Source organism: Streptomyces sp. NPDC001549 (assembly GCF_042894025.1).
In the GTDB taxonomy this organism is placed as follows: Bacteria; Actinomycetota; Actinomycetes; order Streptomycetales; family Streptomycetaceae; genus Streptomyces; species Streptomyces kutzneri.
This window is the reverse complement of record NZ_JBIAVJ010000001.1, coordinates 94,730-121,136: the sequence shown is the minus strand read 5'-3', so window position 1 is coordinate 121,136 and position 26,407 is coordinate 94,730. Positions and strand designations below refer to the sequence as shown.

Annotated in this window: 25 protein-coding genes and 1 pseudogene; 15 read left to right on the top strand and 11 right to left on the bottom strand. The window is 73.8% G+C overall.

Going from position 1 to position 26,407, the window contains the following annotated elements; genetic code table 11:
* Positions 1–7: 7 nt before the first annotated feature.
* Together coaE and ACFY04_RS00565 are read left to right on the top strand one after the other, a co-directional pair.
* Positions 8–616, top strand: a complete 609-nt coding sequence (coaE, locus tag ACFY04_RS00570) for a dephospho-CoA kinase (protein WP_389113514.1) — start codon at positions 8–10, stop codon at positions 614–616.
* 96 nt (positions 617–712) lie between these two features.
* Positions 713–1,144, top strand: a complete 432-nt coding sequence (locus ACFY04_RS00565; protein WP_389113512.1) for a tetratricopeptide repeat protein — start codon at positions 713–715, stop codon at positions 1,142–1,144.
* 1 nt (position 1,145) lies between these two features.
* Here ACFY04_RS00565 and ACFY04_RS00560 read toward each other — a convergent pair whose 3' ends face one another.
* Complete coding sequence (locus ACFY04_RS00560; protein WP_314248979.1) at positions 1,146–1,406, bottom strand: DUF6343 family protein; 261 nt, start codon at positions 1,404–1,406, stop codon at positions 1,146–1,148.
* Between the two features lie 40 nt (positions 1,407–1,446).
* Positions 1,447–2,070 carry a hypothetical protein gene (locus ACFY04_RS00555; RefSeq protein ID WP_389113510.1) on the bottom strand — a complete coding sequence of 208 codons (624 nt, stop codon included), beginning with the start codon at positions 2,068–2,070 and terminating at the stop codon, positions 1,447–1,449.
* 207 nt (positions 2,071–2,277) lie between these two features.
* Between ACFY04_RS00555 and ACFY04_RS00550 the strand changes: the two are divergent.
* The 4 genes and pseudogenes from ACFY04_RS00550 to ACFY04_RS00535 form a co-directional block, all read left to right on the top strand.
* Positions 2,278–2,340: pseudogene (locus ACFY04_RS00550) on the top strand (hypothetical protein); the annotation flags it as partial.
* Positions 2,341–2,396: 56 nt separating this feature from the next.
* Positions 2,397–3,563 carry a transcriptional regulator gene (locus tag ACFY04_RS00545; RefSeq protein WP_389113923.1) on the top strand — a complete coding sequence of 389 codons (1,167 nt, stop codon included), beginning with the start codon at positions 2,397–2,399 and terminating at the stop codon, positions 3,561–3,563.
* 97 nt (positions 3,564–3,660) lie between these two features.
* The gene (locus ACFY04_RS00540) at positions 3,661–6,513 is read left to right on the top strand and encodes a DEAD/DEAH box helicase (RefSeq protein WP_389113508.1); all 2,853 of its coding nucleotides are present in this window, start codon (positions 3,661–3,663) and stop codon (positions 6,511–6,513) included.
* Positions 6,510–7,715 (top strand): SWIM zinc finger family protein, encoded by a 1,206-nt coding sequence (locus ACFY04_RS00535; protein WP_389113506.1) that lies wholly within the window; start codon positions 6,510–6,512, stop codon positions 7,713–7,715. Before ACFY04_RS00540 ends, ACFY04_RS00535 begins: the two co-directional genes overlap by 4 nt.
* Here ACFY04_RS00535 and ACFY04_RS00530 read toward each other — a convergent pair.
* Positions 7,696–8,244, bottom strand: a complete 549-nt coding sequence (locus tag ACFY04_RS00530; protein ID WP_389113504.1) for a hypothetical protein — start codon at positions 8,242–8,244, stop codon at positions 7,696–7,698. The two genes, ACFY04_RS00535 and ACFY04_RS00530, sit on opposite strands and share 20 nt — an antisense overlap.
* Positions 8,245–8,371: 127 nt before the next feature.
* On the opposite strand from ACFY04_RS00530, the gene ACFY04_RS00525 reads away from it, so the two are divergent.
* Positions 8,372–9,079, top strand: a complete 708-nt coding sequence (locus ACFY04_RS00525; protein WP_389113502.1) for a chaplin — start codon at positions 8,372–8,374, stop codon at positions 9,077–9,079.
* 6 nt (positions 9,080–9,085) lie between these two features.
* On the opposite strand, the gene ACFY04_RS00520 is transcribed toward ACFY04_RS00525, so the two are convergent.
* Positions 9,086–9,778, bottom strand: coding sequence for a DUF2293 domain-containing protein (locus ACFY04_RS00520; protein WP_373043105.1), 693 nt, complete (start codon positions 9,776–9,778; stop codon positions 9,086–9,088).
* A gap of 106 nt (positions 9,779–9,884) precedes the next feature.
* On the opposite strand from ACFY04_RS00520, the gene ACFY04_RS00515 reads away from it, so the two are divergent.
* Positions 9,885–10,322 carry a cupin domain-containing protein gene (locus ACFY04_RS00515; RefSeq protein ID WP_389113500.1) on the top strand — a complete coding sequence of 146 codons (438 nt, stop codon included), beginning with the start codon at positions 9,885–9,887 and terminating at the stop codon, positions 10,320–10,322.
* On the opposite strand, the gene ACFY04_RS00510 is transcribed toward ACFY04_RS00515, so the two are convergent.
* Complete coding sequence (locus tag ACFY04_RS00510; RefSeq protein ID WP_389113498.1) at positions 10,275–11,720, bottom strand: WGR domain-containing protein; 1,446 nt, start codon at positions 11,718–11,720, stop codon at positions 10,275–10,277. The two genes, ACFY04_RS00515 and ACFY04_RS00510, sit on opposite strands and share 48 nt — an antisense overlap.
* A gap of 93 nt (positions 11,721–11,813) precedes the next feature.
* On the opposite strand from ACFY04_RS00510, the gene ACFY04_RS00505 reads away from it, so the two are divergent.
* A complete protein-coding gene (locus ACFY04_RS00505) occupies positions 11,814–12,461 on the top strand; it encodes a uridine kinase (RefSeq protein WP_389113496.1) in 648 nt (215 codons plus the stop codon).
* A 40-nt stretch (positions 12,462–12,501) separates the two neighbouring features.
* Here ACFY04_RS00505 and ACFY04_RS00500 read toward each other — a convergent pair whose 3' ends face one another.
* Together ACFY04_RS00500 and ACFY04_RS00495 are read right to left on the bottom strand one after the other, a co-directional pair.
* Positions 12,502–13,401: a carbohydrate kinase family protein gene (locus ACFY04_RS00500; protein ID WP_389113494.1), complete on the bottom strand. Its 900-nt coding sequence runs from the start codon at positions 13,399–13,401 to the stop codon at positions 12,502–12,504.
* The gene (locus tag ACFY04_RS00495; RefSeq protein ID WP_389113492.1) at positions 13,398–14,330 is read right to left on the bottom strand and encodes a pseudouridine-5'-phosphate glycosidase; all 933 of its coding nucleotides are present in this window, start codon (positions 14,328–14,330) and stop codon (positions 13,398–13,400) included. Before ACFY04_RS00495 ends, ACFY04_RS00500 begins: the two co-directional genes overlap by 4 nt.
* Positions 14,331–14,412: 82 nt before the next feature.
* Here ACFY04_RS00495 and ACFY04_RS00490 point away from each other — a divergent pair, with 82 nt between their 5' ends.
* Positions 14,413–15,252, top strand: a complete 840-nt coding sequence (locus ACFY04_RS00490; protein ID WP_389113490.1) for a methyltransferase domain-containing protein — start codon at positions 14,413–14,415, stop codon at positions 15,250–15,252.
* A gap of 11 nt (positions 15,253–15,263) precedes the next feature.
* The gene (locus ACFY04_RS00485; RefSeq protein WP_389113488.1) at positions 15,264–15,629 is read left to right on the top strand and encodes a cupin domain-containing protein; all 366 of its coding nucleotides are present in this window, start codon (positions 15,264–15,266) and stop codon (positions 15,627–15,629) included.
* Here the strand turns inward: ACFY04_RS00485 and ACFY04_RS00480 are convergent.
* From ACFY04_RS00480 to ACFY04_RS00470, 3 genes are all read right to left on the bottom strand, one after another.
* Positions 15,619–16,860, bottom strand: coding sequence for an MFS transporter (locus ACFY04_RS00480; protein WP_389113899.1), 1,242 nt, complete (start codon positions 16,858–16,860; stop codon positions 15,619–15,621). The two genes, ACFY04_RS00485 and ACFY04_RS00480, sit on opposite strands and share 11 nt — an antisense overlap.
* Before the next feature lie 282 nt (positions 16,861–17,142).
* Positions 17,143–17,706 (bottom strand): methylated-DNA--[protein]-cysteine S-methyltransferase, encoded by a 564-nt coding sequence (locus tag ACFY04_RS00475; protein WP_389113486.1) that lies wholly within the window; start codon positions 17,704–17,706, stop codon positions 17,143–17,145.
* A gap of 115 nt (positions 17,707–17,821) precedes the next feature.
* The gene (locus tag ACFY04_RS00470; RefSeq protein ID WP_389113484.1) at positions 17,822–18,754 is read right to left on the bottom strand and encodes a glycerophosphodiester phosphodiesterase; all 933 of its coding nucleotides are present in this window, start codon (positions 18,752–18,754) and stop codon (positions 17,822–17,824) included.
* Positions 18,755–18,987: 233 nt separating this feature from the next.
* Between ACFY04_RS00470 and uvrB the strand changes: the two genes are divergently transcribed.
* From uvrB to ACFY04_RS00450, 4 genes are all read left to right on the top strand, one after another.
* Entirely contained in the window at positions 18,988–21,144 is a 2,157-nt protein-coding gene (gene uvrB / locus ACFY04_RS00465) for an excinuclease ABC subunit UvrB (RefSeq protein WP_389113482.1), read from the top strand.
* A gap of 87 nt (positions 21,145–21,231) precedes the next feature.
* Positions 21,232–21,810 carry a TerD family protein gene (locus ACFY04_RS00460; protein ID WP_389113480.1) on the top strand — a complete coding sequence of 193 codons (579 nt, stop codon included), beginning with the start codon at positions 21,232–21,234 and terminating at the stop codon, positions 21,808–21,810.
* Positions 21,811–21,853: 43 nt separating this feature from the next.
* Positions 21,854–23,815 (top strand): TerD family protein, encoded by a 1,962-nt coding sequence (locus ACFY04_RS00455; protein WP_389113478.1) that lies wholly within the window; start codon positions 21,854–21,856, stop codon positions 23,813–23,815.
* 239 nt (positions 23,816–24,054) lie between these two features.
* Positions 24,055–25,038 (top strand): TerC family protein, encoded by a 984-nt coding sequence (locus tag ACFY04_RS00450; RefSeq protein ID WP_389113476.1) that lies wholly within the window; start codon positions 24,055–24,057, stop codon positions 25,036–25,038.
* 23 nt (positions 25,039–25,061) lie between these two features.
* Here the strand turns inward: ACFY04_RS00450 and ACFY04_RS00445 are convergent, their stop codons facing one another.
* Complete coding sequence (locus ACFY04_RS00445; protein ID WP_389113898.1) at positions 25,062–26,378, bottom strand: MFS transporter; 1,317 nt, start codon at positions 26,376–26,378, stop codon at positions 25,062–25,064.
* Positions 26,379–26,407 lie beyond the last annotated feature (29 nt).

Here is a 26,407-nt window from a genome sequence, read left to right as displayed (position 1 = left end):
GCGGGGCATGCTGAAAGTAGGCCTGACGGGCGGAATCGGTGCCGGCAAGAGCGAGGTCTCGCGACTGCTGGCGGGGTACGGGGCGATCGTCGTCGACGCCGATCGGATCGCGCGCGAGGTCGTGGAGCCCGGTACGCCGGGACTCGCGGCCGTCGTGGCGGCCTTCGGGGAGTCGGTGCTGACCGCGGAGGGGACGATGGACCGGCCGAAGCTGGGGTCCATCGTGTTCGCGGACCCGGCGAAGCTCCAGACCCTCAACGCGATCGTGCACCCCCTGGTGGGGGCCCGGTCGGCGGAGCTGGAAGCCGCCGCGGGGGCCGACGCGATCGTGGTGCACGACGTACCGCTGCTTGCCGAGAACGGCCTGGCGCCCCTCTACGACCTGGTCGTCGTGGTGGACGCGGCGCCGGGGACGCAGCTGGCGCGGCTGACCGCGCTGCGCGGGATGGCCGAGGAGGAGGCGCGGGCCCGGATGGCCGCGCAGGCGACCCGGGAGCAGCGGCTCGCGGTGGCGACCCTCGTGATCGACAACGACGGGCCGCTGGAGGCGCTGGAGCCGCAGGTGCGCAAGGTGTGGGGCGAGCTCACGGCGCGGGCGGCGGGCGGGTCCGCCTGACGTGTCCGGCTGACGGGGTCCGCCTGCTGACGTGTGCATGGAATAGCGGGTGGGGCGGGGGCGTTGAACGCGCCCGAAGAGGGAAGGATTTCGAACGTGTCCGAGACCACGCGCCCCACGCCGTCCAGCCCGGAAACCCACGTCATCGACTACCGGGCCGCCGAGCAGCTGCTCGCCGCCCGGGACCCGCGCGGCGCGGTCAAGCTGCTCGACTCGGTCATAGCCGCCCATCCGGAGAACACGGCGGCGCGGCTGCTGCGCGCCCGGGCCTTCTTCGCGGCGGCGCAACTGCGACCGGCCGAGCTGGAGTTCGAGCTGGTGCTGGAGCGGGAGCCGGACAACGCCTTCGCCCACTTCGCGCTGGCCCGTACGTTCGAGCGCTCGGGCCGGCCCGAGCAGGCGCGCAAGCACTTCCGCCTCGCCGCGGCCCTCGACCCGCGGCCCGAGTACCTGGCGGCGGCCCGTTTCGAGGGCCCGGCTGCAGAAGGCCCGGCCGCAGAGGGCCCGGCCGGAGCCGGCCCCGCCTGACTCACCGGCTGCGGGGCGGCTCGTACGGAGGGATGTCCGGACCGGGCTGGTAGTGGGGCCCCTGGTGGATGTGGCGCACGATCATGAACAGGTCCACGGCCACGACCACCGCCAGCGCCCCGCAGGCGGCCGCCCATCCGGGACGGCCCACCAGCGAGAACAAGGCCGTGCCGGCGGCAGCCCAGACCAGCCCCCAGACCCCCAGCCAGAACCGCAGCCGCAGCGGACTGCGCGCGGTCACCGGCTCATTCCCGGAACGCATGGCCACCGCCTCTCATGTCCATGGTCCCACTCCCCTCCGGTCAGGGAATGAGCTTGTTCACGGCCTTGGTGGTCGTCTTCTTGAAGTCGGCGACCGGGGCGTGGGACAGGTTGCCCATCTCGCCCCACTGCACGACGGTCACGGTGGAGCCGTCGCGCCCGATCCCGTACAGGTGCACGCCGGGCTCGGAGTCGGGGATCGAGGTGTGGACCCCGTAGACGTGCGCGCCCTCCTCGACGGGGAGCGTGCCGTAGTCCTGCCAGGAGGCGGTGCCGCCCGGGGTCGTCCGCAGCCAGTCGGCGGCGCAGGCGGCGACCTTGCGCTCCAGGGTGCCGGCGAGCTTGGCCGCCGCGGCGGGCGAGGCGGCCCGTACGGAGACCTGCACGGCTCCGGTGTCGTACTCGGTGCCGAAGACGCGGTGCCAGCTGCCCGCGGCCGGAAGTACGCCCTCCAGGCAGAACGGCGCGGACTCGGGCAGCCCCTTGGTGACCGCGCCGGCGTACCAGGGCGAGGTGGGGTGCGGCGGAAGGTCGGTGCCGGCCAGGAAGCCGGGCGCGGTGGCGGCCGTGGCGGAGGTGGCGGCGGAGGCGGTCAGGACGAGGGCGGCCGCCGCCGCGACGAGTGCGGTGGTGAGCGTGGTGGCGGTGCCGGAACGTCGGAACATGGTCGGTTCTCCCCGTGGGTGCCGTGGTGGTGTGTGCCTGACGAGCCTGTTCCCCGGACGGCGTGGCGGGCCACGGATCGCGGCGAATCCGGGACGCTGGAACGGCCGTACGCGCCGTCACCTGGGGGAACACCTCATGCATGGAACGCAGTCGCGGGACGCGGAACGGGGGAGAGCGTGAGCGAGGCCGAGAATTTCGCACGGCTGATGCGGGAGCTGAAGGAGCGTGCCGGGCTCAGCTACGGCGCTTTGGCGCGCCGGCTGCACACGAGTACGTCGACGCTGCACCGGTACTGCAACGGGAGGCGCTGCCGGCGGAGTTCGCGGTGGTGGACCGCTTCGCCCGGGCCTGCGGGGCGACGCAGGGGGAGGCGGTGGACCTGCACCGGGCCTGGCTGCTGGCGGACGCGCGGCGGCGCGCGGGGGCCGCGGAGGTGCCGGCCCCGGAGCCCGTGCCCGCGCCGGAACCCGTGCCGGAACCCGTGCCGGAGCCGGAGCCGGAGCCTGAGCCGATTGTGGTCGTGGCGCCGGAGCCCGGGCCCGGGCCCGGGCCCGAGCCGGTGGCCCGGGGAGCCTGGTACCGGCGGCGGGCGGCCGTGGTCGCCGCCGCGGGGGTGACGGCCGGGGCGGTGGCCGTGGCGCTGCTGGCGGCGACCGGCCCCGGGCCGGGCGCGCCGCACGCGGGCGGAAGCACGGGGACGGGCACGAGCGCGCCGACGCCTGCGGGATCGGGGTCCTCCTCCGCACCGGCGGTGACGGGCGTACCGGAACCGACGCCGCCGACCGGGTCGGCAGGGTCGGCCGGGTCGGCCGGGGCGACGGACCCGGCGCCCGTCCAGTCCTCCGGGTCCCCGTCGGCGTCGGCCCCGGGCCGGGACCCGGTCGCGCCCCTCAAGGCGGCGGTGCGGTCGCACGTGTGGACCGCGGGCTGCGATCACGCCTACCTGTCCGAGCGCGGTCCGGGATCGGTGCCCCCGCCGCCCGTGGAGGCGGACGCGCCCGCCTGGGCGTCGGCGCAGCGCGCCGTGCACGCCGGGACGCAGATCGTGGAGGTCACCCTGCACGGCACGGGCGCGGGCGCCGTGGTCCTGGAGGACCTGGAAGTACGGGTGGCCGCCCGCCGCAAGCCGCCGGCCTGGAACGTCTACCAGATGTCGCAGGGCTGCGGCGGCGGGCTCACCCCCGCCGCGTTCGCCGTCAATCTGGACGCGCCGCGCCCGCTGGCCCGGCCCGTCGCCGGGAACGACGGCGGCGACACGCTGCCCGCCCCCGCCTTCCCCCTGCGCGTCTCGGCGGCCGAACCGGCCGTCCTGCGGGTGGAGGCGGTCACCACGGGATGCGACTGCGACTGGTCCCTCGACCTCCGGTGGACCGGCCCGTCCGGGTCGGGCATCCTCCGCATCGACGACGGCGGGCGGCCGCTGCGCACGAGCGCCGCCGCCGGCCGGCCCGTGTACGGGTACGCGCCGGAGCAGGGCCGCTGGGCCCGCTGAATCGCAGGTCAGAGGGCGTTGTCGGTGGTCGCGCCTAGACTCGTCGGCAGAGGGGACCGGCAGATGCGCAGGGACACCGACGGGGAGGGGACGCACCATGACACCGCAGCCGCAGCCGCAGCGCCCGGTGCTGCCGCCGGCCGCCGCGCTGCTGCGCCATGCCGTGGTCTTCCTGCCCGCAGCCGTCCCCCGCGAGGGGCGGGTCGTCTTCTGGGCGCCCGACGGGGACGCCCTGCCCGAGGCGGGCGAGCCCACGCCGCTCACCGTCGTACGCCCCCACGGCGACGGGGTCCGCAGCCGCACCGTGCCCGCGGTGGCCTTCTCCGTCGCCGCCGCCCTGCCCCTGCTCGCGCAGGCGCCCCACAGCCCCGCCGCGCATCCCGCCACCCGCGCCTGGGGCACCGCCGCCCGGCAGGCGCTCACCCTCGCCGCCCGTGGCCGGCTCCTCCCCGGGCTCACCCCCGAGGGCGTCGACGCCTGGCGCGCCGGGCCGCTCGACGCCGCCGACATCGATCACCTCCGCGCGGTCGCCGCCGCGCTGCCGTACGAGGGGTACGCGACGCCCCTGGCCGGGCGCCGCCCGCTCCAGCTGCCCGAACCGGAGGCACTGGTCCGCGCGTTCCTCGACGCCGTCGCCGACGGCCTGCCCCGCACCCCGGCCGCGGCCGTGGCCGCCGGGCGGCCGTTCGCCGCACGGGAGCCGCAGCGGGTGCCCGGGATACAGGACTGGGCCGCGCAGGTCGCGGCCGGCTCCGACACCGGCGTCGGGATCTCGCTCCGGCTCGACCTGTCCTCCTTCCGGCTCTTCGACGAGGCCGAGGAAGCCGACACCCGGCGCGCCGGTGCCGCCGTCGTCCAGGTGCACAGCCTCGCCGACCCGACCCTGGTCACCGACGCCGGGCAGCTGTGGGCGGGCACGGCAGCGGCCGGGTTCGGCCCGCGCGCCCGGATCGACGCCGTGCTCGCGCTGCGCCGGGCCGCCCGGGTCTGGCCGCCGCTGCTGCGCCTGCTGGACCAGCCCGTGCCCGACGCCCTGGCCCTGTCCGACCCGGAGCTGGAGGACCTGCTGGGGGTGGCCGCGACCCGGCTGGCCGCCGCCGGGGTCCTGGTCCACTGGCCGCGCGAGCTGGCCCGTACGCTGTCGGCGACCGCCGTCGTACGATCCACCGCGCCCGGTTCGGCGACCGACGGGACCGCCTTCTTCGACGCCGAGCACCTCTTCGCCTTCTCCTGGGAGCTGGCGCTGGGCGGCGACCGGCTCACCCCGGGGGAGATGGACGCGCTGGCCCAGGCGCACCGGCCGGTCGTCCGGCTGCGCGACCGGTGGGTGCGGGTCGATCCGGAGCTGGTGCGCAAGGCGCGCAAGCGGGAGCTGGGCGTACTGGACCCGGTCGACGCGCTGGCCACCGTACTGTCGGGGACGGCCGAGATCGACGGCGCGACGGTCGAGGCCGTGCCGGTGGGGGCACTGGCCGCCCTGCGGGACCGCCTGACGCGCGAGCAGGCCCCGCTGCCGCAGCCCGCCGCCCTCAAGGCCACCCTGCGCGACTACCAGGCGCGCGGCCTGGCCTGGCTGGACCTGATGACCTCGCTCGGGCTCGGCGGCTGCCTCGCCGACGACATGGGCCTCGGCAAGACCGTCACGCTGATTGCGCTGCACCTGCACCGGGACCGTCCGGAGCCCACCCTCGTGGTGTGTCCCGCGTCCCTCCTCGGCAACTGGCAGCGGGAGATCGAGAAGTTCGCCCCCGGCACGCCCGTGCGCCGCTTCCACGGCAACAGCCGCAGCACCGAGGACCTGACGTCCTGCGCGGGCGGGTTCGTCCTCACCACGTACGGGACGATGCGCGCCAGCGCCGCCCTGCTCGCCGAACAGAGCTGGGGCATGGTCGTCGCCGATGAGGCGCAGCACGTCAAGAACCCGCATTCGGCGACCGCGAAGGCGCTGCGCACGGTGCCGGCCCCGGCCCGGGTGGCGCTGACCGGCACTCCGGTGGAGAACAACCTCTCCGAGCTGTGGGCGCTGCTCGACTGGACCACGCCGGGGCTGCTGGGCCCGCTCACCGCCTTCCGGGCCCGCCACGCGCGTCCGGTGGAGCACCAGCAGGAGGAGGACGGCGGCAACGAGGCGGCGGTCGCCCGGCTGTCGGCGCTCGTCCGGCCGTTCCTGCTGCGCCGCAAGAAGTCCGACCCCGGCATCGCGCCCGAGCTGCCGCCGAAGACGGAGACGGACCATCCGGTCTCCCTCACCCGGGAGCAGGCCTCGCTCTACCAGGCGGCGGTGGACGAGGCGATGGCCGTGATCGAGTCGAGCGAGGGCATGGAACGACGCGGCATGATCATGAAGCTGCTGGCCTCGCTCAAGCAGATCTGCAACCACCCCGCGCAGTACCTGAAGGAGGAGCAGCCCCGGATCCCGCACCGCTCGGGCAAACTCGCCCTGCTGGACGAGCTGCTGGACACGATCCTGGCCGAGGGCGGCTCGGTGCTGGTCTTCACCCAGTACGTGACGATGGCCCGCCTGATCGAACGGCACCTGCAGGCCCGCGGGATCAGCTCGCAGCTGCTGCACGGCGGGACGCCGGTGCCGCGCCGTGAGGAGCTCGTCGACCGTTTCCAGGCGGGCGAGGTCCCCGTCTTCCTGCTGTCCCTGAAGGCGGCGGGCACCGGGCTGAACCTCACCCGGGCCGGGCACGTCATCCACTTCGACCGCTGGTGGAACCCGGCCGTCGAGGAACAGGCCACCGACCGCGCCTACCGCATCGGCCAGACCCAGCCCGTACAGGTCCACCGGATCATCGCCGAGGGCACCGTCGAGGACCGGATCGCCGAGATGCTGGAGGCGAAGCGGGCCCTGGCGGACGCCGTCCTGGGCTCCGGCGAGTCGGCGCTGACCGAGATGACCGACCGCGAGCTGGCCGACCTCGTCTCCCTGCGGAGGCCCGGATGATCACCGCACGGGACGACCGCCGCCGCACCTTCGAGACCGTGCCCGCCGGGGCCGAGGCGGTGAGCTGGTGGGGCCGGGCCTGGGTGTCGGCGCTGGAGGAGGTCTCCCGCGACGCGGCCCGCCTGGCCCGGGGGCGTACGTACGCGGACGGGGGACACGTCAGCGCGGTCACCGTCACCCCCGGCCGGATCGTGGCCTACGTCCGGGGCAGCCGCCCCCGCCCGTACCGCACCGAGCTGACCCTGCCCGCCTTCGCGGACCCGGAGTGGGACGAACTGCTGGAGACGGTCGCGGCCGACCCCGCGGCACTCGCCGCCCTGCTGGAACGGGAGGTTCCGCAGTCGCTCGCGGGGGCCGTCCTGCCCGGGGCGGGCGAGCTGGTCCCGCACTGCTCCTGCCCGGACTTCGGGCGTCCGCCGTGCAAGCACGCGGCGGCCCTCTGCTACCGGGCGGCCCGCCTCCTGGACGAGGACCCCTTCGTCCTGCTGCTCCTGCGCGGCCGGGGCGAGCGGGAGCTGCTCGACGAGCTGACCCGCCGCAACGCCGCCCACGCCGCGCGCGAACAGCCGGACACGGCGCCCGGCTTCCCCGGCGTTCCGGCCCGGGCGGCGCTCGCCCGCACCAGCCTGCCGCTGCTGCCCGCGCCGCTCTCCGCGCCCGCCGCCGTGGGCCTTCCGCCCGCCTACCCGGCCGACCCGGCGGCGCCGGACCCGCTGGCCCTCGACCAGCTCGCCTCGGACGCGGCCGCCCGCGCCCTGGCCCTGCTCACCACCGGCGAGGATCCGATCGCCGGGCTCACCGTGTGGCAGGACGCCGTCCGGCTGGCCTCCGCGCACCCCACGGCGGGGCTGACGGGCGCGGCCCGCACCCTGTACCGGGACCTGGCCCGCGCCACCGGCCGTACCACCACCGACCTCGCCCGGGCCGCCGCGGCCTGGCGCCAGGGCGGGCGCCCGGCCCTCGACGCCCTCGAAGAGCCCTGGGACCCGCCCGCGGGCCCCTTCGACCGGGCCCGCCCGGCCCTGCTCGCCGCCGGCCAGGGCTCCTTCCGCCCCGACCGCAACCGCCTGACGATCCGCACCCGCCAGCTCCGCCTCGGCCGCGAGGGCCTCTGGTACGCCTACGAGGACCGCCACGGCGACCAGGACTGGTGGCCGACAGGCCGCCCCTCCCCGGACCCGGTCAGCGCTCTGCTGGGCTGATGCCCTCGGCCCAGCGGGTCAGGGTGGTGAAGTCGCGGTCGCGGAGGCCGTGGCGTGGGTGGATGCGCAGCAGGAGGGCCGGCGCCGGATGGTGCTCGGCGACCCAGGCGCGGTCGCGCGGGGTGATCATGTCGTCGACCCAGGCGAAGGGGCGGCCGGCCGCCCAGTCGCGCAGGTGGCGGGTCTTCCAGGAGAGGCCGTCGGGGTCGTCGGCGAAGAGTTCGGGCCACTCGACGACGGTGAGGTCAACCGGCAGCCCGATGTGCGGGGAGATCATCGTGTTGGCCTGGTGCGTCCAGGCGGTGGCCCAGGTGAGCTCGAAGGGCAGGGCCAGCAGCCGGGCGCCGTGGGAGGGGTGGAGGCGGACCCGGGCGCCGCGCCGGGCCCTGCGGGACTCCGGGTCGCGGTAGGAGAGCCAGACGTCGGGCCACATCCGGTGGCTCCGGTATCCGCGCAAGCCGGCGAGGGGAGAGCGGAACGGGTTGAGGGGGCCGTCCACGTCGAGGAGGAGCAGCGGGCGATCGGTCATGAAATACCCACTACCCAGTACACGATTGAGTGAAATGCCTACCGCCGCTATAACCCGAATGGGGTCAGAGCGTTGTCTCCGGTGCGGGGACATCACCCGCGAACTCCTCCGGAAGGCAGGGAAACTGATGCGTCACAGTCGTCGGAATGGCGTGATCGCGGCGGTGGTTGCGGGAGGCGGACTGGCGGTCGCGGGTGTGGGCGGATTCGCCTACGCCGACGCGGACGCGGGTGGCCGGGCCGAGCGCTCGCCGGGGCTGCTGTCCGGAAACCTCGTACAACTGCCGGTGCACATCCCGGTGAACGCGTGCGGGAACACCGTGAGCGTGGTCGGCGTGCTCAACTCGGCCGCCGGGAACCGCTGTAGCAACGAGGCCCCGGGTGGTGGTGGCGGGCATTCCGGTACGCGCTCCGCGGATCCCGCGAAACCAGGAGGCGGGAACGGTGGAGGCGCCGTCGCAGAGGGACGCGGAAAGGATTCTCCGGGAGTGCTGTCCGGCAACGGGCTCCAGCTTCCGGTCGACCTCCCCCTGAACATCAGCGGCAACGCGGTGAGCGTGGTCGGCGTCGGGAACTCCTCCCACGGCAACACGTCCGTCAACGGCGAGGAGCCCACGGGTGGCAAGCCCGCCCAGCCGCCGGTCGTCGAACAGCCGGTGACCCCGCCTCCGCCCGCGCCCGCGCCCCCGGCCCCGCGCCCGGCGCCGCCCGCCCCGCCGCGGCACAGCGAGGCGCTCGCCCACACCGGCTCGGACGGCGTCGGCTACCTGCTGCCCGGCGGCGGCGTGCTCCTCCTCGGCGGGGTGCTCCTCTACCGCCGTTTCCGCCTCAGCTGAGCGGGGTCAGGCCGACAGGTCCGGAGCGGGCGTGGACGCCTGCGCCGGAGGCGGCGTACGCCACCCGTCCAGGATGGCGTCGATCCGCGGGGCCAGCCGGGCACGGGCCGCGAACCGGGGGACACCCGCCATCAGCAGGGCGTCGTACTCGGTGTCGGTGTGCCGCACCGCCGCCCGCACCGCGACGGAGACCGCCAGTTCGTCGAGGGCCCGGCCGGCCGCGGTACGGCCCACCCGGCCGCTGCCGCGCACCGAGGCATGGGTGGCGATCGCCACCGCCCGGTCGGCCGGACACCCGGGGAACAGCCGCACGATCTCGGCGGCGAAGGCCGCCGTGAACCGGGTGTCCTCGGCCGCACGCCGCCGCCGGTCGCGCTCCCGGCGGCGCGCCCGCGCCTCGGAGTCCGCGAGGCAGGCACGCTCCGCGCGCGCCAGCGCGGCCTCTTCGACGAGGAGGCCCAGGCGCTCGTAGCGGTGCCGGCGCTTGTTGAAGCGCACGACGACGGCGCAGAGCGAACTGGCCTCGCGGGAGCGGCGGGTGAGCGCCGTGTCCCCCCGTGGGAGATAGACGAGATGGCCGAGATCCGTACAGTCCAGGCAGCGGGGTACGCCGGACTCGCGGACGAGGTGCCGGAGCGGGCCCTGCCGGCAGTCGGCGCAGTGGATCTGCTTCAGCGACTCAAAAACCACCAGGCTCATGAACATGTGATACCGCTGTATGACCCTCATATCACCTGGTGAAGAAGGCATGCTGATGTTTCGTCGACTGTTCCTGGATGACCCGCGGCCCTTTTACCGTGGAGCGGTGGACCGCAGGAGGTCCGTCGAGGAGGGGCACATGGGTGGGCTGCGGACGATGACGGCACGGCCGGGCGGAGCATGCGTTGCCACGGCTCCGACTGGCCGGGAGATAGTCATACCGCCGGGCGGTTGCACCGGCTGGCACTTCCACCGGGTCAGACTGGACGCGGTGGTCCTGGCAGGCACCCTGACCCGGGTCCTGCACGACCGCTCCGTCGAGGTGCACACGGCCGGGACCACCTTCGTGGAGCCCGCGGGCATAGGGCACATACACCTGGGCCACAACCTCGGCACCGAGCCGGTCGTGCTCTACGTGACCCCCGCGCTTCCCGCCGGGACCCCCTTCGCGATACCCGCCCCGGCGCCGGCCGGGGCAACGCAGGCGGCCTGCCGCTCACACAAGCCGTCGTATCTCTCCGCGGACCCGGTAGAAGCCCCCTGAGGCGGCGTGCAGCCCCTCGACCACGTACCGGGCGCCGGGCTCCCGTATCCCGCGCGGGAACTGGACGTTCCACGAGGGCTCGAAGCCGTCCGACACCACCTGCACCCGCATCCGGCCGCCCTGCTGGACACACTCCACCACCACACCGCCGGACGGCGCCGCGGCCACCGAGACCGTCGCCACCGCCGAGGCCGACGCGGCCGGTGTGAACACCGGGAGCGCGGCCGCCGACTTCACGTCCATGGGCGCGGGCACCGAGCCCTGCTGGGCCGCCGCGATCGCCTGCTCGGTCGCGTCCACGCAGACCAGCGACCCGTCCGTGGTGACGAGGTACAGCCGCTCGTCCAGGTACTGCATGGACAGGGCCGACCCGCCGCCCGTCCCCAGCTTCCACAGGCGTCGGCCGTCGGCGTCGAAGCAGTAAACCGAGGACGAGGAGTCGCCGGCGAAGACGTGCCGCCCGTCGGGCGAGGTCGCGCACGAGTACACCGCGGCGTCGCACGCGTAGGAGGCCTCCACCGCCCCCGTCGCCTTCGAGAGCCGCTGCACGGTGTTGCGGACCGTGCCCGCGTACACCGCGTGGTCCTCCTGCCAGCCGAACAGCACCCCGCCGGGGGTCTTGGTGTGCCACAACTGCCCGCTGCCGTCGGCCGCGTACGCCGTCACACCGCCGCTGTGCCCGTGGAAGACCGCCCGCTCGTCCGCCCGGACCATCCAGGCGCCCGTCCCGCCGGACTTCCGCGACCACTGGTGCTCGTCCTCGTGGTCGATGACGGTCAGGCCGCCGTTCGCGTCGGAGACGTTCAGCACGCCCTCGTGGATGTCGAGCCAGTAGATGTCCACGTCCGCCGCGATCGCGTAGGCCCCGAACGGCACCTTCGACGACAGGTCGTACACCGTGCCGTCGTCACAGCCCGCGTATATCCAGAACTCGTCCGCCACCAGGCACTTCACCCCGTCCGGCAGCGAATACCGGGCGAGCACCTCGCCGCCGTGGCTCAGCGTGTACACATCGCCCGCCTGGTTGCCCACCCAGCAGCGGTCCTCGTCCACATGGATGCCGAACGCCGACGAACCGGTCCGGAAGCGCCACAGCACCGGCGCCACCGCGCGCGCCGTCGAGGGCGCCGAGGCCACCTGGCGGCGGGTCACCGAGCGGGCGGCGCGCTGCCCCTGCACGGCCGGGGCGTACCCCTTGCGCACCTTCTCCCCGATCTTCTTCGCGGCGGCCGCGCGGGCCTTCTCGGCGCTCGGGAAGGCGGAGGTCTGCAGCTGGCCGTCCGCACCGATGCGCCCGTACCGCACGGACACGGCCGCGCCGTCGACCGTCACCTCGTAGAACTTGTGCGCCGCGCCGTCGTCCTGCGACAGCTCCAGATACGTCGTCTCCCGAGCCATGACAAACCTCTCCCCAAAGGCAGCGCCGCCGGCTCCCTTTCGGCCGGTGATCCCTCGTGAAAAACGCTAAGGCCCACCACTGACAATGGGCCCGTGCAGTGGGAAGCGATCACATGGCAGCGGATGGCCGAGCGGCTCGCCGGTCACCTCGACGACCCCGACCATGCCCCCGGGCGGGGCAGTTGGCAGCGGGTGGGCATCGACGGCGCCCCCGCCGCCGGGACCGGCGTGCTCGCCGGTGAACTCGCCGAGGCGCTGCGGCTGCGCGGCCGCCCGTCCCTGGTGGTGCCGGCCGACGGTTTCCTGCGGCCGGCCTCCCTCCGCTTCGAGTTCGGCCGGCAGGACGTGGACTCCTACCTCGGCGGCTGGTACGACACGGCCGCGCTCTGGAGGGAGGTCTTCGGCCCGACCGACCCCGGCGGCAGCGGGCGGGTGCTGCCGGACCTCTGGGACCCGGTGACCGACCGGGCGACCCGCAGTCCGTACGCCGAACTCCCGCCCGGCGGCGTGCTGCTCGTGCACGGCCCGCTGCTGCTGGGCCACTGGTTCCCCTTCGACCTGAGCGTGCACATCCGGCTCTCCGCCGGTGCGCTCGCCCGCCGCACCGAGGAGTCCGCGCGCTGGACGCTGCCCGCCTTCGCGCGCTACGAGGCCGACACCGACCCGGCGTCGGCCGCCGACGCGGTGGTCCGGGCCGACGACCCCCGCCACCCCGCCTGGACCGGCATCCGCAGCCGCTGACGGGCCGGGCAGGGCCGGCCCCGGTCAAGGAGGACACCCCCTACGGCCGACCGCCCGTCCGGGTCACCGCCAGGGCCGCGGCCCGGCACCCGGCCCGGGCGGCCTCGGCCGGGTCCGCCCCCTCCAGCCGGGCCGCGAGGAAGCCCCCGGTGAAGGCGTCCCCGGCGCCCGTGGAGTCCACCGCCTCGACCGGCTCCGCCTCGACCTCGGCGGTGATCCGGCCGCGTTCGGCGATCAGCGCCCCGGCCGCGCCGCGGGTCACCACCACCAGCGGCACCCGCCGGCTGAGCTCCGCCGCCGCCCGGGCCACCCCCGCCGGCTCCGGCAGCCCGGCCAGCAGCCGGGCCTCGTCCTCGTTCGGCAGCAGGACGTCCGCCCCCGCCACGGCGTCCAGGAAGCGCTGCGGCCCGAGGCCGGCCAGGAATCCGGCCGAGGCGGGGTCCACGCTCACCTGCACCCCCCGGGTCCGGGCCGCCCGCAGCGCGACCACGGCCAGCTCCCGGCTGCCGTCGGCGAAGAACAGATAACCGGACAGGTGGAGATGGGCCGCCCCGTCCAGCAGGGAGGGGGTCCAGTCGGCGGGGCACAGCCGCAGCGAGGCCCCGCTGTCGGTCAGGAACGTCCGCTCCGCGTCCTTGCCGACCAGCGCGACCACCGTCCCGGTCGGCTCCTGGGTGTCGATCACCAGCCGCGGCCGCACCCCCGCGTCCACCAGAGCCCGCTCGTGCCAGCGCGCCGACTCGGCGCCCACCCGCGCCAGGAGCCGTACCTCCGCGGTCCCCGTACGGGCCGCCCAGCAGGCCGCGTTGGCCCCGGCCCCGCCCGGCAGGGTCCGGATGCGGGCCGCCGTGTCGGTGTCCGGAGCCAGTGGTTCCGGATGTATCGCCACCACGTCCGTCACCACGTCCCCGACGACGAGCAGCGCCCCCGGCCCGGTCATGCCCGCGCCGCCCAGGCCCCCGCGATCCGGGCGCCGAGCCGTACGTTGCCGCGTACCGCCGCCAGGTTCGCCTCCAGCGAGGCCCCGTCCGTCGCCCGTGCCAGGAACCCCAGCAGGAACGGCGTCACCGCCTGCCCCGTGATCCCGCGCTCGCGGCACTCGGCGAGCGCCTCCGCCAGCACCCGGTCGTGCAGCTCGGGATCCAGCTGCTCCTCCCGCGCCACCGGATTGGCCACCAGCAGCGCCGAGTCCGCGCCGCCCAGCGCGTCCTGCGCGGCCATCACCGCGGCGACCTCCCCGGGCCCGTGCACGGTCCAGTCCACCGGCTCGCCCGAGTCGGCCAGATAGAACCCGGGGAAACGGTCCGTCCCGTAGCCGAGCACCCCCACCCCCAGCGTCTCCAGCCGCTGCAGCGTGCCCGGTACGTCCAGGATCGACTTCACCCCCGCGCACACCACGGTGATCCGCGTCCGCGCCAGCAGCGACAGGTCCGCCGACTCGTCCTGCGTCTGCGCCCACTCCCGGTGCACGCCGCCCAGCCCGCCCGTGGCGAAGACCCGCAGGCCCGCCCGGGCGGCGAGGAAGGCCGTCGCGGACACCGTCGTCGCGCCGGTCGCGCCCGTCGCCAGCGCGGGCGCCAGATCCCGGTGGCCGAGCTTGCGCACGCCCTCGCCGCCCGCGATCCGCTCCAGCTGCGCCTTGTCCAGGCCCGCGTACGCCACCCCGTCCATGACCGCGATCGTCGCCGGAACCGCGCCCTCCGCACGGACCAGGGCCTCCAGTTCGAGGCCCACCGCCAGGTTGCGGGGGCGGGGCAGACCGTGCGCGATGATCGTCGACTCCAGGGCCACCACGGGCTTTCCCCGGGCGAGTGCCTCGCGTACCTCTGCCGACAGGACCGGGATCTCAGATGCTCTGTGCTGTGACATGTCCCCATCCATGGCACGGGATTGACGCCCCCAAACACCCTCCCGCCACACCCGTCCCAACCTGTCCGAGTAGCGTTCCCCCATGGACACGCGCGGCTTCTACGACGAGCTGGCCGACCGCTACGACCTCATCTACGCGGACTGGGACGCCTCCGTCACCCGGCAGGGCCGGGCCCTCGACGCCCTGCTCACCGCCGCGCTGGGCCCGGGTCCGCACACGGTGCTCGACAACGCCTGCGGCATCGGAACCCAGGCGCTGGGCCTCGCGGCACTGGGCCACCGGGTCACCGGGACCGACCTGAGCCCCGTCTCCGTGGCCCGCGCCGCCCGCGAGGCCGCACAGCGTTCGCTCGCCCTGCCCGTCGCCGTCGCCGACATGCGCGCCCTGCCCTTCGCGGACGCCTCCTTCGACGCCGTGGTCTGCGCCGACAACGCCCTGCCCCACCTGCTGACCGCTGAGGACGTGTGCGCCGCGCTGGCCGAAACCCGGCGGGTGCTGCGCCCCGGCGGACTGCTGCTGCTCTCCACCCGCCCCTACGGCGAACTGCTCCGGACCCGCCCGCAGAGCGAGGCCCCGCGCGTCCGTACCGGCCCCGACGGGCGGACCATCACCTTCCAGCTGTGGCACTGGCACGCCGACGGGGAGCGGTACGACGTGGAGCTCTTCCAGCTGCTGCCGACCGGTGACACCTGGACCACGCGGACGTCGAGAGCCACGTACTGGGCACTGCCGCAGGAGCGGACCGCCGGGTTCGCCCGGGAGGCCGGCCTGCGCGAGACGGTCTGGCACGCACCGGCGGACACCGGCTTCCTCCAGCCGGTCCTCACCGCCCGGCGCCCCGGTCCGACTGGACAGGGTGACTCGCCGGCCGGGCCGTTCCTGGACGCTGTGGTCACCGCGCCGCGGGGCGGGCCGCACTAGGCTGGCGCGCCATGAGCACCAGTGATCACTCCGCCGCCGCCTCCTTCTCCGTCTCCGTCACGGACGTAGAACTGGAGGCGGACGACCTCGACCCCGGGCAGATCGTCTCCGGCGAGCCCGTCGTGACGGGCAAGGTCCTGTGGGAGTCGGCGGACGGCAAGCAGGTCCGCGGGATCTGGCAGATCACCCCCGGTGTCGTCACCGACGTCGAGGCGAACGAGCTCTTCGTGGTGGTCAGCGGCCGCGCCACCGTCGAGGTCGAGGGCGGCGAGACCCTGGAGGTCGGCCCCGGCTCCGCCTGCGTGCTCCGGGAGGGCGACCGGACCACCTGGACCGTGCACGAGACGCTGCGCAAGGCCTACCACATCAGCTACTGACGCCTTTGGCGGAGGCGGACGCGGACGCGGTCGTGGGCACCGGCACGGGCACGGGGTGGCGGCGCGCCGTGAACAGCGCAAGCGCAGCCATCGGCAGCAGCAGCGCGGCGCCGACGGCGTTCAGCCAGCCGTAGCCCGCCCCGGACATGATCAGCCCGGCGGCCGCTCCGCCCAGGCCGGCGGCCGCGTTCATCGTGAGGTCGCTCAGCCCCTGTACGGCGGCCCGCGCGGGCTGCGGCACCGAGTCCGTCAGCAGGGCCGAGCCGGACACCATCCCGGCGGACCAGCCGAGGCCGAGCAGGAAGAGGCCGAGCGCGCTCCGGCCGTGGCTGGGCCCGGCCGTTCCGGCGAGCAGCGCGGCGAGGGACAGGAGCCCGGCGGCCAGTCCGATCACGGAGAGCCGGCCGAGCCGGTCCGCGAGCCAGCCCATCACGGGGGAGAAGGCGAACATGCCCGCGATGTGACCGCTGATCACCAGCCCGATGAGCTCCAGGCCGGCCCCGTGGTGGCCCAGGTCCATCGGGGTCATCACCATGATCGAGACCATGGTGGTGTGCGACACGGCGACGGTGAGCAGCGCGAGCCGGGCCCGCGGCGAGGCCTTCACGGCGGCGAAGCCGGCCCGCAGCGAACGCCCTTCGCGGGTCTGCTCCTCGGGCGCGGCGAGCGCCCGGGCCGTCAGCAGCGGGTCGGGGCGCAGGAATACGCCGATCAGCGTGCCGGTGAGCAGGAAGACGGCGGCGGCCCATACGAACGGGCCCGCCGTCTCGGGTATCGCGGTGCCGGCGAAGCTGCGGCTGGCCGGTGCGGACAGGTTGGGCCCGAGGACCGCGCCGACGGTCGACGCCCAGACCACGACCGAGATGGCCCGGGCACGGCGGTCCGGGGCCGCGAGGTCCGCGGCGGCGAACCGGGCCTGCAGGTTGGCGGAGGAGGCGGCGCCGAAGGCGGCCATGCCGAGCAGCAGCAGCGGGAAGCTCTTGATCGTGGCGGCGAGGACGACCAGGCCCGCTCCGGCGGCGCCGATCCCGTAGGCCAGGACCAGCCCGGGGCGCCGGCCGCGCGCGTTCATCAGCGCGGCGAGCGGCAGCGAGACGAGGGCGGTGCCGATCACCGCGGCGGTGGAGGCGACGCCGGACAGCGCCTCCGTGCCGCTGACCTCGGTGGCGAGTACGGGGGCCAGGGCGATGCTGATCGGCACGCCGAGGCCGCCGAGGACCTGGCCGGCCATCAGGACCCGGGAGGTGCGGCGCTGCAGCCGGGCCAGCTCGGGCGGGCCGAGGGGCCGCACGGGCCGGTCGGTACCGGGCGAGGCGGTCACGGCGTACACCGGCTTCGCGGGTGCGTGACACGGGGCGCGGAGGACGCGGGGAGGCCGGGTGCGGCGGCAGGAGTAGTCACCGCCGCAGTGTGCCAGCCCTTACCGCCGGGCGGAACCGTGCCGGAGCCCGGCCGGTCCGCAGCCAGGTCCGCAGTCCGGTCCGCGGGACAGGTCCGCAGGTCAGGGCCCCGTTCAGAACAGCGGCTGCGGAAGCACGCCCTCCAGCGCGAGCAGCTGCCGCTTGGTCTCCACCCCGCCGCCGAATCCGCCGATGCCCCCGTCGTTCTCCACGACCCGGTGGCAGGCCACCACCAGCGGCAGCGGGTTCGAGCCCATGGCGTTGCCCACCGCCTGGGCCGCGCCGGGCTGTCCGACGCGGGCGGCCAGCTCCCCGTAGCCGACGACCGATCCGTAGGGCACGGAGCGGTCCAGCTCCTGGAGCACCTGCCGGTTGAAGCCGGAGCTCAGGCGCCAGTCCAGCGGCAGGTCGAAGCGGCGCAGCGACCCCCCGAAGTACGCGGTGAGCTGGCGTATCGGCTCGGCCAGCAGTACTTCCTCGCCCGGCGCGGGGCGCCGGGCGTCGGCGCCGAGCCGGGAGACGAGCGGGCCGATCATCCTGTCGACCCGGTCCGGCTCGGCATGGAACTCGACCCGGACCAGGCCTTCCGGGGTCGCGGCCAGGAGCAGAGGGCCGATGTCGCTGGCGACGACGGTCCATTCGAGGTGCGGCCCGCGGGGCCGCTCGGTGCTGTCCACGCGTCCACGGTACGACCACCCGCCGACACAGCGGTCACGGTTGTGGATGTCGGCCGCATCGCCCGCCTGCCCGCCGCCTGCCCGCCTGCCCGGACGGGGGACAGGGAGCCGGGGATCAGAACCCGCCGACCGCGTCCTGGACCACGTCCGGGGCGTTGGTGATGATCCCGTCCACTCCCATGGCCTGCACCTTCCGGGCGGTGGCCGCGTCGTCCACGATCCAGGTGTCCACCTCCATGGCCTTGCCGTGGGCGCCGCGCAGCCCGTGCACGGCCGAGACCCAGTCGGCCGAGATCGTCGTGTGCCACGGGTTGATGCGGTCGGTGAACTCCGCGTAGCGCGGCAGGTCCGCCACGGTGGGGGTGCCCAGGAAGGCCGTCACCAGGTCCGGGCGCAGCGCGTGCACGATGCGCACGGAGTCGGCGCTGAAGCTCTGCACCACCAGGCGCTGCGCGACGTGGCGCGCGTCGAGCCAGCCGGCCTCGTCCAGCACCTTCAGGGTCTGCTCCTCGATCCCGGGGTAGAGCTCCGGCTTCTTGATCTCCAGCAGCAGCCGCTGCCGGTTGCGCTGTACCCGGTCGAGGTATTGCCGCAGGGTCGGCACGGAGGCGCCCGCGTACTCGGCGCCGAACCAGCTGCCCGCGTCCAGCCGGGCGATCTCGGCCGCCGTGAAGTCCTGGACCTTCCAGGGCGCGCGGTCCGGGAACTGCTGCTCGACGTCGGTGGTGCGGGCCAGGGTGTCGTCGTGGATCACCACCAGCACGCCGTCCTTGGTGCGCTGCACGTCGTTCTCGACCCAGTCGAAGCCCATCTGCATCGCCAGGTCGATCGCGTCGAGGGTGTTCTCCGGGGCGTACGCGGAGGCCCCCCGGTGGGCGTACACGACAGGGCCCCCCAGCGCGGCCCGGCCGGTGCCGGTGCCGGTGCCGGTTTCCGTGCCGGTGGCGGATCCGGGACCGGTGGCGGCGTACGAGGCCGTCCCGCCCAGCAGGGTGAGAGTGAAGCCCAGGAATGCGGCGGCGGCCGCGGCGGCGGGTCGGACGTACATGTGCGTTCTCCTCGGGTCGTGAGCCCTGTTCCTGCGTCAGACGGGTGCGGAGCGGCAGACGTTGTGGCGATGCACTTCACCGCGATCATGGGGTTGAAGATCACTGAGCCGCCACCGAACTACGACAAACGGACCAGAACGAATGACAGCGGCCCGGGCGGCCGGGAGCGGCCGGAGCGCGCCGCCGGCCCGCGGGGCGCGTGCGTGTCAGTGGGGGGTCGTACGGTTGACCCATGCGGCCCGTATCGAAGATCGAACGCACGGTGGCGCCTTTCGAGGTCGTCAGCCCCTACCAGCCCAGCGGCGACCAGCCGGCGGCCATCGCCGAGCTGGAGAAGCGCATCCGTGCAGGTGAGAAGGACGTCGTCCTGCTGGGTGCGACCGGCACCGGCAAGTCGGCGACGACCGCCTGGATGATCGAGAAGCTCCAGCGCCCCACCCTGGTCATGGCGCCGAACAAGACGCTCGCCGCCCAGCTGGCGAACGAGTTCCGCGAGCTCCTGCCGAACAACGCCGTCGAGTACTTCGTCTCGTACTACGACTACTACCAGCCCGAGGCCTACGTACCGCAGTCGGACACGTACATCGAGAAGGACTCCTCGATCAACGAGGAGGTGGAGCGGCTGCGCCACTCCGCGACCAACTCGCTGCTGACCCGGCGCGACGTGATCGTCGTCGCCTCCGTGTCCTGCATCTACGGCCTCGGTACCCCACAGGAGTACGTCGACCGGATGGTCTCGCTCAAGGTGGGCGAGGAGACGGACCGGGACCAGCTGCTGCGCCGCTTCGTGGACATCCAGTACACGCGCAACGACGTCGCCTTCACCCGCGGCACCTTCCGGGTGCGCGGGGACACGATCGAGATCTTCCCGGTCTACGAGGAACTGGCCGTCCGCATCGAAATGTTCGGCGACGAGATCGAGGCCCTCTCCACCCTGCACCCGCTGACCGGCGAGGTCATCAGCGAGGACCGCGAGCTGTACGTCTTCCCCGCCAGCCACTACGTCGCCGGCCCCGAGCGCATGGAGAAGGCGGTCCGCGGCATCGAGGCGGAGCTGGCCGAGCGCCTCGCCGAGCTGGAGAAGCAGGGCAAGATGCTGGAGGCGCAGCGGCTGCGCATGCGCACCACGTACGACCTGGAGATGATGCGCCAGATCGGGTCCTGCTCCGGCATCGAGAACTACTCGCTGCACATGGACGACCGCGAGCGCGGCTCCGCGCCCAACACCCTCATCGACTACTTCCCGGAGGACTTCCTCCTGGTCATCGACGAGTCGCACGTCACCGTGCCGCAGATCGGCGCCATGTACGAGGGCGACGCCTCCCGCAAGCGCACCCTGGTCGACCACGGGTTCCGGCTGCCGTCCGCCCTGGACAACCGGCCGCTTAAGTGGGAGGAGTTCCAGGAGCGCATCGGCCAGACCGTCTACCTGTCGGCGACCCCCGGAAAGTACGAGCTCTCGCGCGGCGACGGCTTCGTCGAACAGATCATCCGCCCCACCGGCCTCATCGACCCCGAGGTCGTGGTCAAGCCCACCGAGGGGCAGATCGACGACCTGGTCCACGAGATCCGGCAGCGGGTCGAGAAGGACGAGCGGATCCTCGTTACCACCCTCACCAAGAAGATGGCCGAGGACCTCACGGACTACTTCCTGGAGCTCGGCATCCAGGTGCGGTACCTGCACAGCGACGTGGACACCCTGCGCCGCATCGAGCTGCTGCGCGAGCTGCGGGCCGGCGAGTACGACGTCCTGGTCGGCATCAACCTGCTCCGCGAGGGCCTCGACCTGCCCGAGGTGTCCCTGGTGGCGATCCTCGACGCCGACAAGGAGGGCTTCCTGCGCTCCGGGACCTCCCTGATCCAGACCATCGGCCGCGCCGCGCGCAACGTGTCCGGCCAGGTCCACATGTACGCGGACAAGATGACCCCGGCGATGGAGAAGGCCATCGACGAGACCAACCGGCGCCGCGAGAAGCAGATCGCCTACAACACGGCGAACGGGATCGACCCGCAGCCGCTGCGCAAGAAGATCAACGACATCGTCGCCACCATCGCCCGGGAGGAACTGGACACCGAGGAGCTCCTCGGCACCGGATACCGGCAGGCGAAGGACGGCAAGGGCGCCAAGGCCCCGGTGCCGGCGCTCGGCGGCCGGGCGGCCGCGGGCAAGACCGGCGGAAAGGGTGCGAAGGGCGCGAAGGGGACGGCGGGTGCCGAGGTGCTCACCGACCGGCCCGCAGCCGAACTGGCCGCGCTCATCGAGCAGATGACCGAGCGCATGCGCGGGGCGGCCGCCGAGCTCCAGTTCGAGGTCGCGGCCCGGATCCGGGACGAGGTGGGCGAGCTGAAGAAGGAGTTGCGGCAGATGAAGGAAGCGGGCCTCGCCTGACCGGGAGCCGGTCAGTAGGGTTGGGTCTCAGCCGCAGGTACACGCTGCACGCTCATCATGGGGCGGGCCAGGGAGAGGGGACAGTACGTGACGGTCAACATGACCAAGGGTCAGGCCATCAGTCTGCAGAAGGCGGACGGAGGCACGCTGACCGCGGTCCGTATGGGCCTCGGCTGGCAGGCGGCGAAGCGCCGCGGACTGTTCGGCTCGCGGACCCGGGAGATCGACCTCGACGCCTCGGCGGTGCTCTTCGCCGACAAGCAGCCCGTCGACGTGGTCTTCTTCCGGCACCTGCAGAGCGACGACGGCTCGGTGCGCCACACCGGTGACAACCTCGTCGGCGGCGTCGGCCAGGGCGGGGACGACGAGGCGATCCTCGTCGACCTCCAGCGCGTGCCGGTGCACATCGACCAGATCGTCTTCACGGTGAACTCCTTCACCGGCCAGACGTTCCAGGAAGTGCAGAACGCGTTCTGCCGCATCGTCGACGAGACCAACGGCCAGGAGATGGCCCGCTACACCCTCGACGGCGGCGGTCAGTACACCGCGCAGATCATGGCCAAGGTGTCCCGCTCGGGCGCCGGCTGGCAGATGACGGCCCTCGGGAACCCGGCCAACGGCCGCACCTTCCAGGACCTCATGCCGGCGATCCTGCCGCACCTGTAGCAGTACCGGACAAGAGAAGAAGGCACGGGGGAGGGGCTGCACGATGACGGCCGAACTGGTCCGGGGGCAGAACCACCCCGTGTCCCAGAGCCGGGTGGAGATCAGGGTCTCGGCGGGCACACCCGTGCTCACCCTGGCCTCGCTCGCCGACGAACAGGGCCGGTTCGCCGGCAACGGGATACTCGCCCACCCGGGCGCCAGGTCCCTCCCCGGCGTGGAGGCGCCGGGCGAGCTCGCCGAGCGGCATACCTTCGCCGTCGACCTCGACGAGGTCGCGGCGGACGTCCACCGGCTCGGCGTACTGCTCGTCCTCCCGCCCGGCGGCCCGGTCCGCTTCGGTGCGGTACCGGCCTCCTACGTGGCCGTGGCCGACCCGGGAGGCGCCGAGCTGGCCGGTTACACCCTGACGGGGCTCGACGCCGAGACGGCCGTCGTCGCCCTGGAGCTGTACCGGCGCCAGGGCGCCTGGAAGGTCCGTGCCGTGGGCCAGGGCTACGCCGACGGCCTCGGCGCCCTGCTCGCCGACGGCGGGCTGCCCGCACCGGCCGCCGCGGAGCTGGCCGCCGCCGCGCTCGGCACCACCTCCCGTACCGCGGGGGCCGATGCCACCCTCGCGGCCAGGCCGACCCTCGTCGGCGACCTGCGCGCCCCGCAGACCCCGGCGCAGGCCCCCGCGCCCGCCCCTGAACCGCCGGACCCGGTCCCCGTCTCCGGGCACCCGTACGCCGGTACGCCCGGACCCGCGCCCGGTGGCGACAGCGCGGGCTCCCCGCCCACCATCAGCTACGCCCACCCGCGGCGCCGCCGCACCAGCACCGAGCCGCCCGAGCCCGCGCCGCGGGCCGCCGCGCCGCAGGAACCCGGACAGCACCCGCGGCCCGTCGCCGGGGACGCCAGTGGCTGGTCCATGGAGGAGCGGCTCTACAACCAGGTCTGGGGGATGTTCGAGGACCTGGCCCGCACGGTCGCCGCCTACCGCAGTGCCGTCGAGTTCGCCGACTCCCGCATGGACCGCGAGCTCGACGAGGCCCTGTCCGACCCGCGCCACCGCCTCGGCGGCTCCGGGAACGCCGCACGCGACACCGCGCGGGCCCGCCGCGATGAGCTCGTCGCCCAGGCCCAGGCCGTCCTCGACCGGGACCTGGCCCAGCTGATCGCGGAGTCTGAGGTGGTCGAGCCCGCGCTGCCGGCCGCGTACGCCCGCTGGGACAACCCCGTCTGGCACGGTCACCGCACGCCCGAGGAGAACCCGCTGGCCCTGCGTCTGGGGGATCTGCACCTGCCCGAGCGGCCCGATCTGCGCATCCCCATGCTGACCCGGGTCCCGCTGGAGCGCGGACTCTGGATCGACAACGGCCGCACCGGCTCCGAGGCCGCGATGACCATGGACACCGACCGGCTGCGCCGCGCCGCCATGGACATGGCCGTCGCCCTGGCGGTCCGGCTGCTCGCCGTCCACCCCGCCGACCGGTTCTCCGTGCAAGTCATCGACGCGGCCGGGGCTGGATCCGCCTCCCTGGCGCCGCTCGTACGCGCCGGGGTGCTGGCCGGTCCGCCCGCCGCCGGGGCCACCGGCGTCACCCAGACCCTGGCACGGCTGACCCGGCGGGTGGACCTCGTACAGATGGCGCTGCGGGCCGGCGCCCCCGAGGACCTGCCGCCGGACGTGGACACGGCCGACCAGCTGTTGATCGTGCACGACTTCCCGCACGGCTTCGACGACCGCGCCGTCACCCAGCTGCGCTACCTCGCCGACGAGGGCGCGGCGGTCGGCGTGCACCTGCTGATGGTGGCGGACCGCGACGAGGCCTCGGCCTACGGGCCGCTGCTCGACCCGCTGTGGCGCTCCCTGATGCGGCTCTCGCCGGTGCCCGACAACCACCTCGCCGACCCCTGGGTCCATCACGCCTGGACCTTCGAACCGGACCTGCCCCCGCAGGGCAGCAGGGTCCTCGACCAGGCACTGGACCGGGTGGCGGAGGCCCGGCGCACTACCCGCCCGTGACCATTCTTTGGTGTTCCCTTTACCTTTACCGCCCTCGGCGGGTAAGCTCGTCCGTGCGGAGGGGAGTATTCCTGCTTTCCTGCTACGGCGTACCCGTCAATACGGACCACTGCGGTTCTGATGAACGCAGTCGGTCCCGGGGCGTCGGCCCACGGCCTCCAGGCCGCCCGGGTGGAAGAGACCTCCGGCAGCGATGACGCTGACGAAGTGCTGAGCCATCCGCCGGAGGCGTGTTCACCATGGAAGTTTCCTGGGCCCTGTGGGCTGCGACCATTCTTGGTCTGTCCCTCCTCATCGGTGCCGATTTCTTCATCGGCCGCAAGCCGCACGACGTGTCGATCAAGGAGGCCGGCACCTGGACGGTCGTCTGGATCGTCCTCGCCGGACTCTTCGGCCTCGGCCTGTGGTTCTTCGGCAACCCCCAGGCGTCACAGGAGTTCTTCGCGGGCTTCATCACCGAGAAGTCGCTGAGCGTCGACAACCTCTTCGTCTTCGTCCTGATCATGGCGAAGTTCGCGGTGCCGTCCCACCTCCAGCAGCGCGTGCTGCTCATCGGCGTACTGATCGCCCTGGTCCTGCGTGCGGTCTTCATCGCCGCCGGCGCCGCGATCATCGCCAGCTTCTCCTGGGTCTTCTACATCTTCGGCGCGTTCCTGATCTACACCGCGTGGAAGCTGATCCAGGAGGCCCGCAAGGACGAGGACGACGAGGAGTTCGAGGAGAACCGTCTCCTCAAGTCCGTCGAGAAGAAGTTCGGCGTCGCCGACCAGTACCACGGCACCAAGCTCTTCATCGTCACCAACGGCAAGCGCGTGCTGACCCCGCTGATGGTCGTCATGCTCGCCATCGGCACCACCGACGTGCTGTTCGCCCTGGACTCCATCCCCGCGATCTTCGGCCTCACCCAGGACCCGTACATCGTCTTCACGGCCAACGCCTTCGCGCTGATGGGTCTGCGCCAGCTGTACTTCCTCATCGGCGGTCTGCTGAAGAAGCTGGTCCACCTCAGCTACGGCCTGTCGATCATCCTCGGCTTCATCGGCGTCAAGCTGGTGCTCCACGCCCTGCACGAGAACGGCGTCGGCGTTCCGGTGATCTCGATCCCGGTCTCCCTCGGCGTCATCTGCGGTGTCCTGGTCATCACCACGATCACCAGCCTGATGGCCTCGAAGAAGCAGGCGGCGGCCGAGGCCGCCGCCCGCCCGGAGAGCATCGACGCGTAACCGGATCGCAGGATCCGAAGGACCTACACGGGGGCGGCCGCTTCGGCCGCCCCCGTTTCCGTCGCCCGGCCCGCGGCCGCCCGCCTCGACACGACGGCCGGACCGGTCTCCGGCAGCAGCGCGAAGCAGACCAGGCTGACCAGGGCGATCCCGGTCAGGTACAGCGCGACACCCCACGGCGGACCGGAACCGTCCGCCAGCGCCGTCGCCACGATCGGGGTCAGCGCCCCGCCCAGCACACCGCCCAGGTTGTAGCCGACGGCCGCGCCCGTGCAGCGGATCCGCGGCGCGTACAGCTCGGGCAGGTACGCGGCCACCACCGAGAACATCGTCACCATGCCCAGCAGCGCCCCGGTGAAGCCGACCGTCATCAGCAGCGGATCGGCCGTCCGCAACAGTGCCACCAGCGGGAACATCCACACCGCGCAGATCGCGCACCCGATCAGGCACAGCGGCCGCCGCCCGTAGCGGTCGCCGAGCACCGCGATCAGCGGGGTCACCAGGCCCTTGATCGCGACCGCGGCCATGATGCAGGCCAGCATCGCCGTGCGGCTCACCGGGAGGTGCTCGGCGGCGTAGGCGAGGGACCAGGTGGTGACCGCGTAGAAGACGGCGTACCCGACGGCGAGCGCCCCGCCGGTCAGCAGGAGCAGCCGCCAGTGGCCCCGGAACACCTCGGTCAGCGGGGCCTCGGCCCGCCGGTCCGTCGCGGCCAGCGCCCGGAACTGCGGGGTCTCCTCCACCGAGCGGCGCAGCCACAGCCCGGCCAGCGCCAGCACCCCGGCCGCCCAGAACGGCACCCGCCACCCCCAGGCGGTGAACTGGGCATCGGTCAGCGACGCGGACAGCCCCAGCATCAGGCCGTTGGCGAGCAGGAAGCCCACCGCCGGGCCCATCTGCGGGAAGCTCGACCACAGCCCGCGCCGCCGCTCGGGGGCGTGCTCGGCGGTCAGCAGTACGGCGCCGCCCCACTCCCCGCCCAGCCCGAGGCCCTGCAGGAAGCGCAGCAGGAGCAGGAGTACGGGCGCGGCCATGCCGATCGAGCCGTACGAGGGCACGCAGCCGACGGCCACGGTGGCGAGGCCGGTGAGCAGCAGGGAGGCGAGCAGCACCGGGCGCCTGCCGTAGCGGTCGCCGATGTGGCCGAAGACCGCCGAACCGAGCGGGCGGGCCAGGAAGCCGACGCCGAAGGTGCCGAAGGCGGCGAGGGTTCCGGCGAGCGGGGAGAAGGAAGGGAAGAAGAGCGGGCCGAGCACGAGGGCGGCGGCCGTCCCGTAGACGAAGAAGTCGTAGAACTCGATCGCGGTCCCGGCGAGCGAGGCCGTGGCCAGTCGCAGCATGCCGGGCCCGGCGGAGCCGTCGGCTTCGG

Excerpts from the sequence above, each read along its gene's own strand:
- ACFY04_RS00540 (WP_389113508.1), top strand. The coding sequence starts at position 3,661 with ATGACACCGCAGCCGCAGCCGCAGCGCCCGGTGCTGCCGCCGGCCGCC.
- ACFY04_RS00520 (WP_373043105.1), bottom strand. The coding sequence starts at position 9,778 with ATGAGCCTGGTGGTTTTTGAGTCGCTGAAGCAGATCCACTGCGCCGAC.
- ACFY04_RS00525 (WP_389113502.1), top strand. The coding sequence starts at position 8,372 with ATGCGTCACAGTCGTCGGAATGGCGTGATCGCGGCGGTGGTTGCGGGA.
- uvrB (WP_389113482.1), top strand. The coding sequence starts at position 18,988 with ATGCGGCCCGTATCGAAGATCGAACGCACGGTGGCGCCTTTCGAGGTC.
- ACFY04_RS00555 (WP_389113510.1), bottom strand. The coding sequence starts at position 2,070 with ATGTTCCGACGTTCCGGCACCGCCACCACGCTCACCACCGCACTCGTC.
- ACFY04_RS00510 (WP_389113498.1), bottom strand. The coding sequence starts at position 11,720 with ATGGCTCGGGAGACGACGTATCTGGAGCTGTCGCAGGACGACGGCGCG.
- ACFY04_RS00500 (WP_389113494.1), bottom strand. The coding sequence starts at position 13,401 with ATGACCGGGCCGGGGGCGCTGCTCGTCGTCGGGGACGTGGTGACGGAC.
- ACFY04_RS00480 (WP_389113899.1), bottom strand. The coding sequence starts at position 16,860 with ATGGCCGGCCAGGTCCTCGGCGGCCTCGGCGTGCCGATCAGCATCGCC.
- ACFY04_RS00535 (WP_389113506.1), top strand. The coding sequence starts at position 6,510 with ATGATCACCGCACGGGACGACCGCCGCCGCACCTTCGAGACCGTGCCC.
- ACFY04_RS00470 (WP_389113484.1), bottom strand. The coding sequence starts at position 18,754 with ATGTACGTCCGACCCGCCGCCGCGGCCGCCGCCGCATTCCTGGGCTTC.
- ACFY04_RS00445 (WP_389113898.1), bottom strand. The coding sequence starts at position 26,378 with ATGCTGCGACTGGCCACGGCCTCGCTCGCCGGGACCGCGATCGAGTTC.
- ACFY04_RS00560 (WP_314248979.1), bottom strand. The coding sequence starts at position 1,406 with ATGCGTTCCGGGAATGAGCCGGTGACCGCGCGCAGTCCGCTGCGGCTG.
- ACFY04_RS00455 (WP_389113478.1), top strand. The coding sequence starts at position 21,854 with ATGACGGCCGAACTGGTCCGGGGGCAGAACCACCCCGTGTCCCAGAGC.
- ACFY04_RS00450 (WP_389113476.1), top strand. The coding sequence starts at position 24,055 with ATGGAAGTTTCCTGGGCCCTGTGGGCTGCGACCATTCTTGGTCTGTCC.
- ACFY04_RS00530 (WP_389113504.1), bottom strand. The coding sequence starts at position 8,244 with ATGACCGATCGCCCGCTGCTCCTCCTCGACGTGGACGGCCCCCTCAAC.
- ACFY04_RS00495 (WP_389113492.1), bottom strand. The coding sequence starts at position 14,330 with ATGTCACAGCACAGAGCATCTGAGATCCCGGTCCTGTCGGCAGAGGTA.
- ACFY04_RS00490 (WP_389113490.1), top strand. The coding sequence starts at position 14,413 with ATGGACACGCGCGGCTTCTACGACGAGCTGGCCGACCGCTACGACCTC.
- coaE (WP_389113514.1), top strand. The coding sequence starts at position 8 with ATGCTGAAAGTAGGCCTGACGGGCGGAATCGGTGCCGGCAAGAGCGAG.
- ACFY04_RS00485 (WP_389113488.1), top strand. The coding sequence starts at position 15,264 with ATGAGCACCAGTGATCACTCCGCCGCCGCCTCCTTCTCCGTCTCCGTC.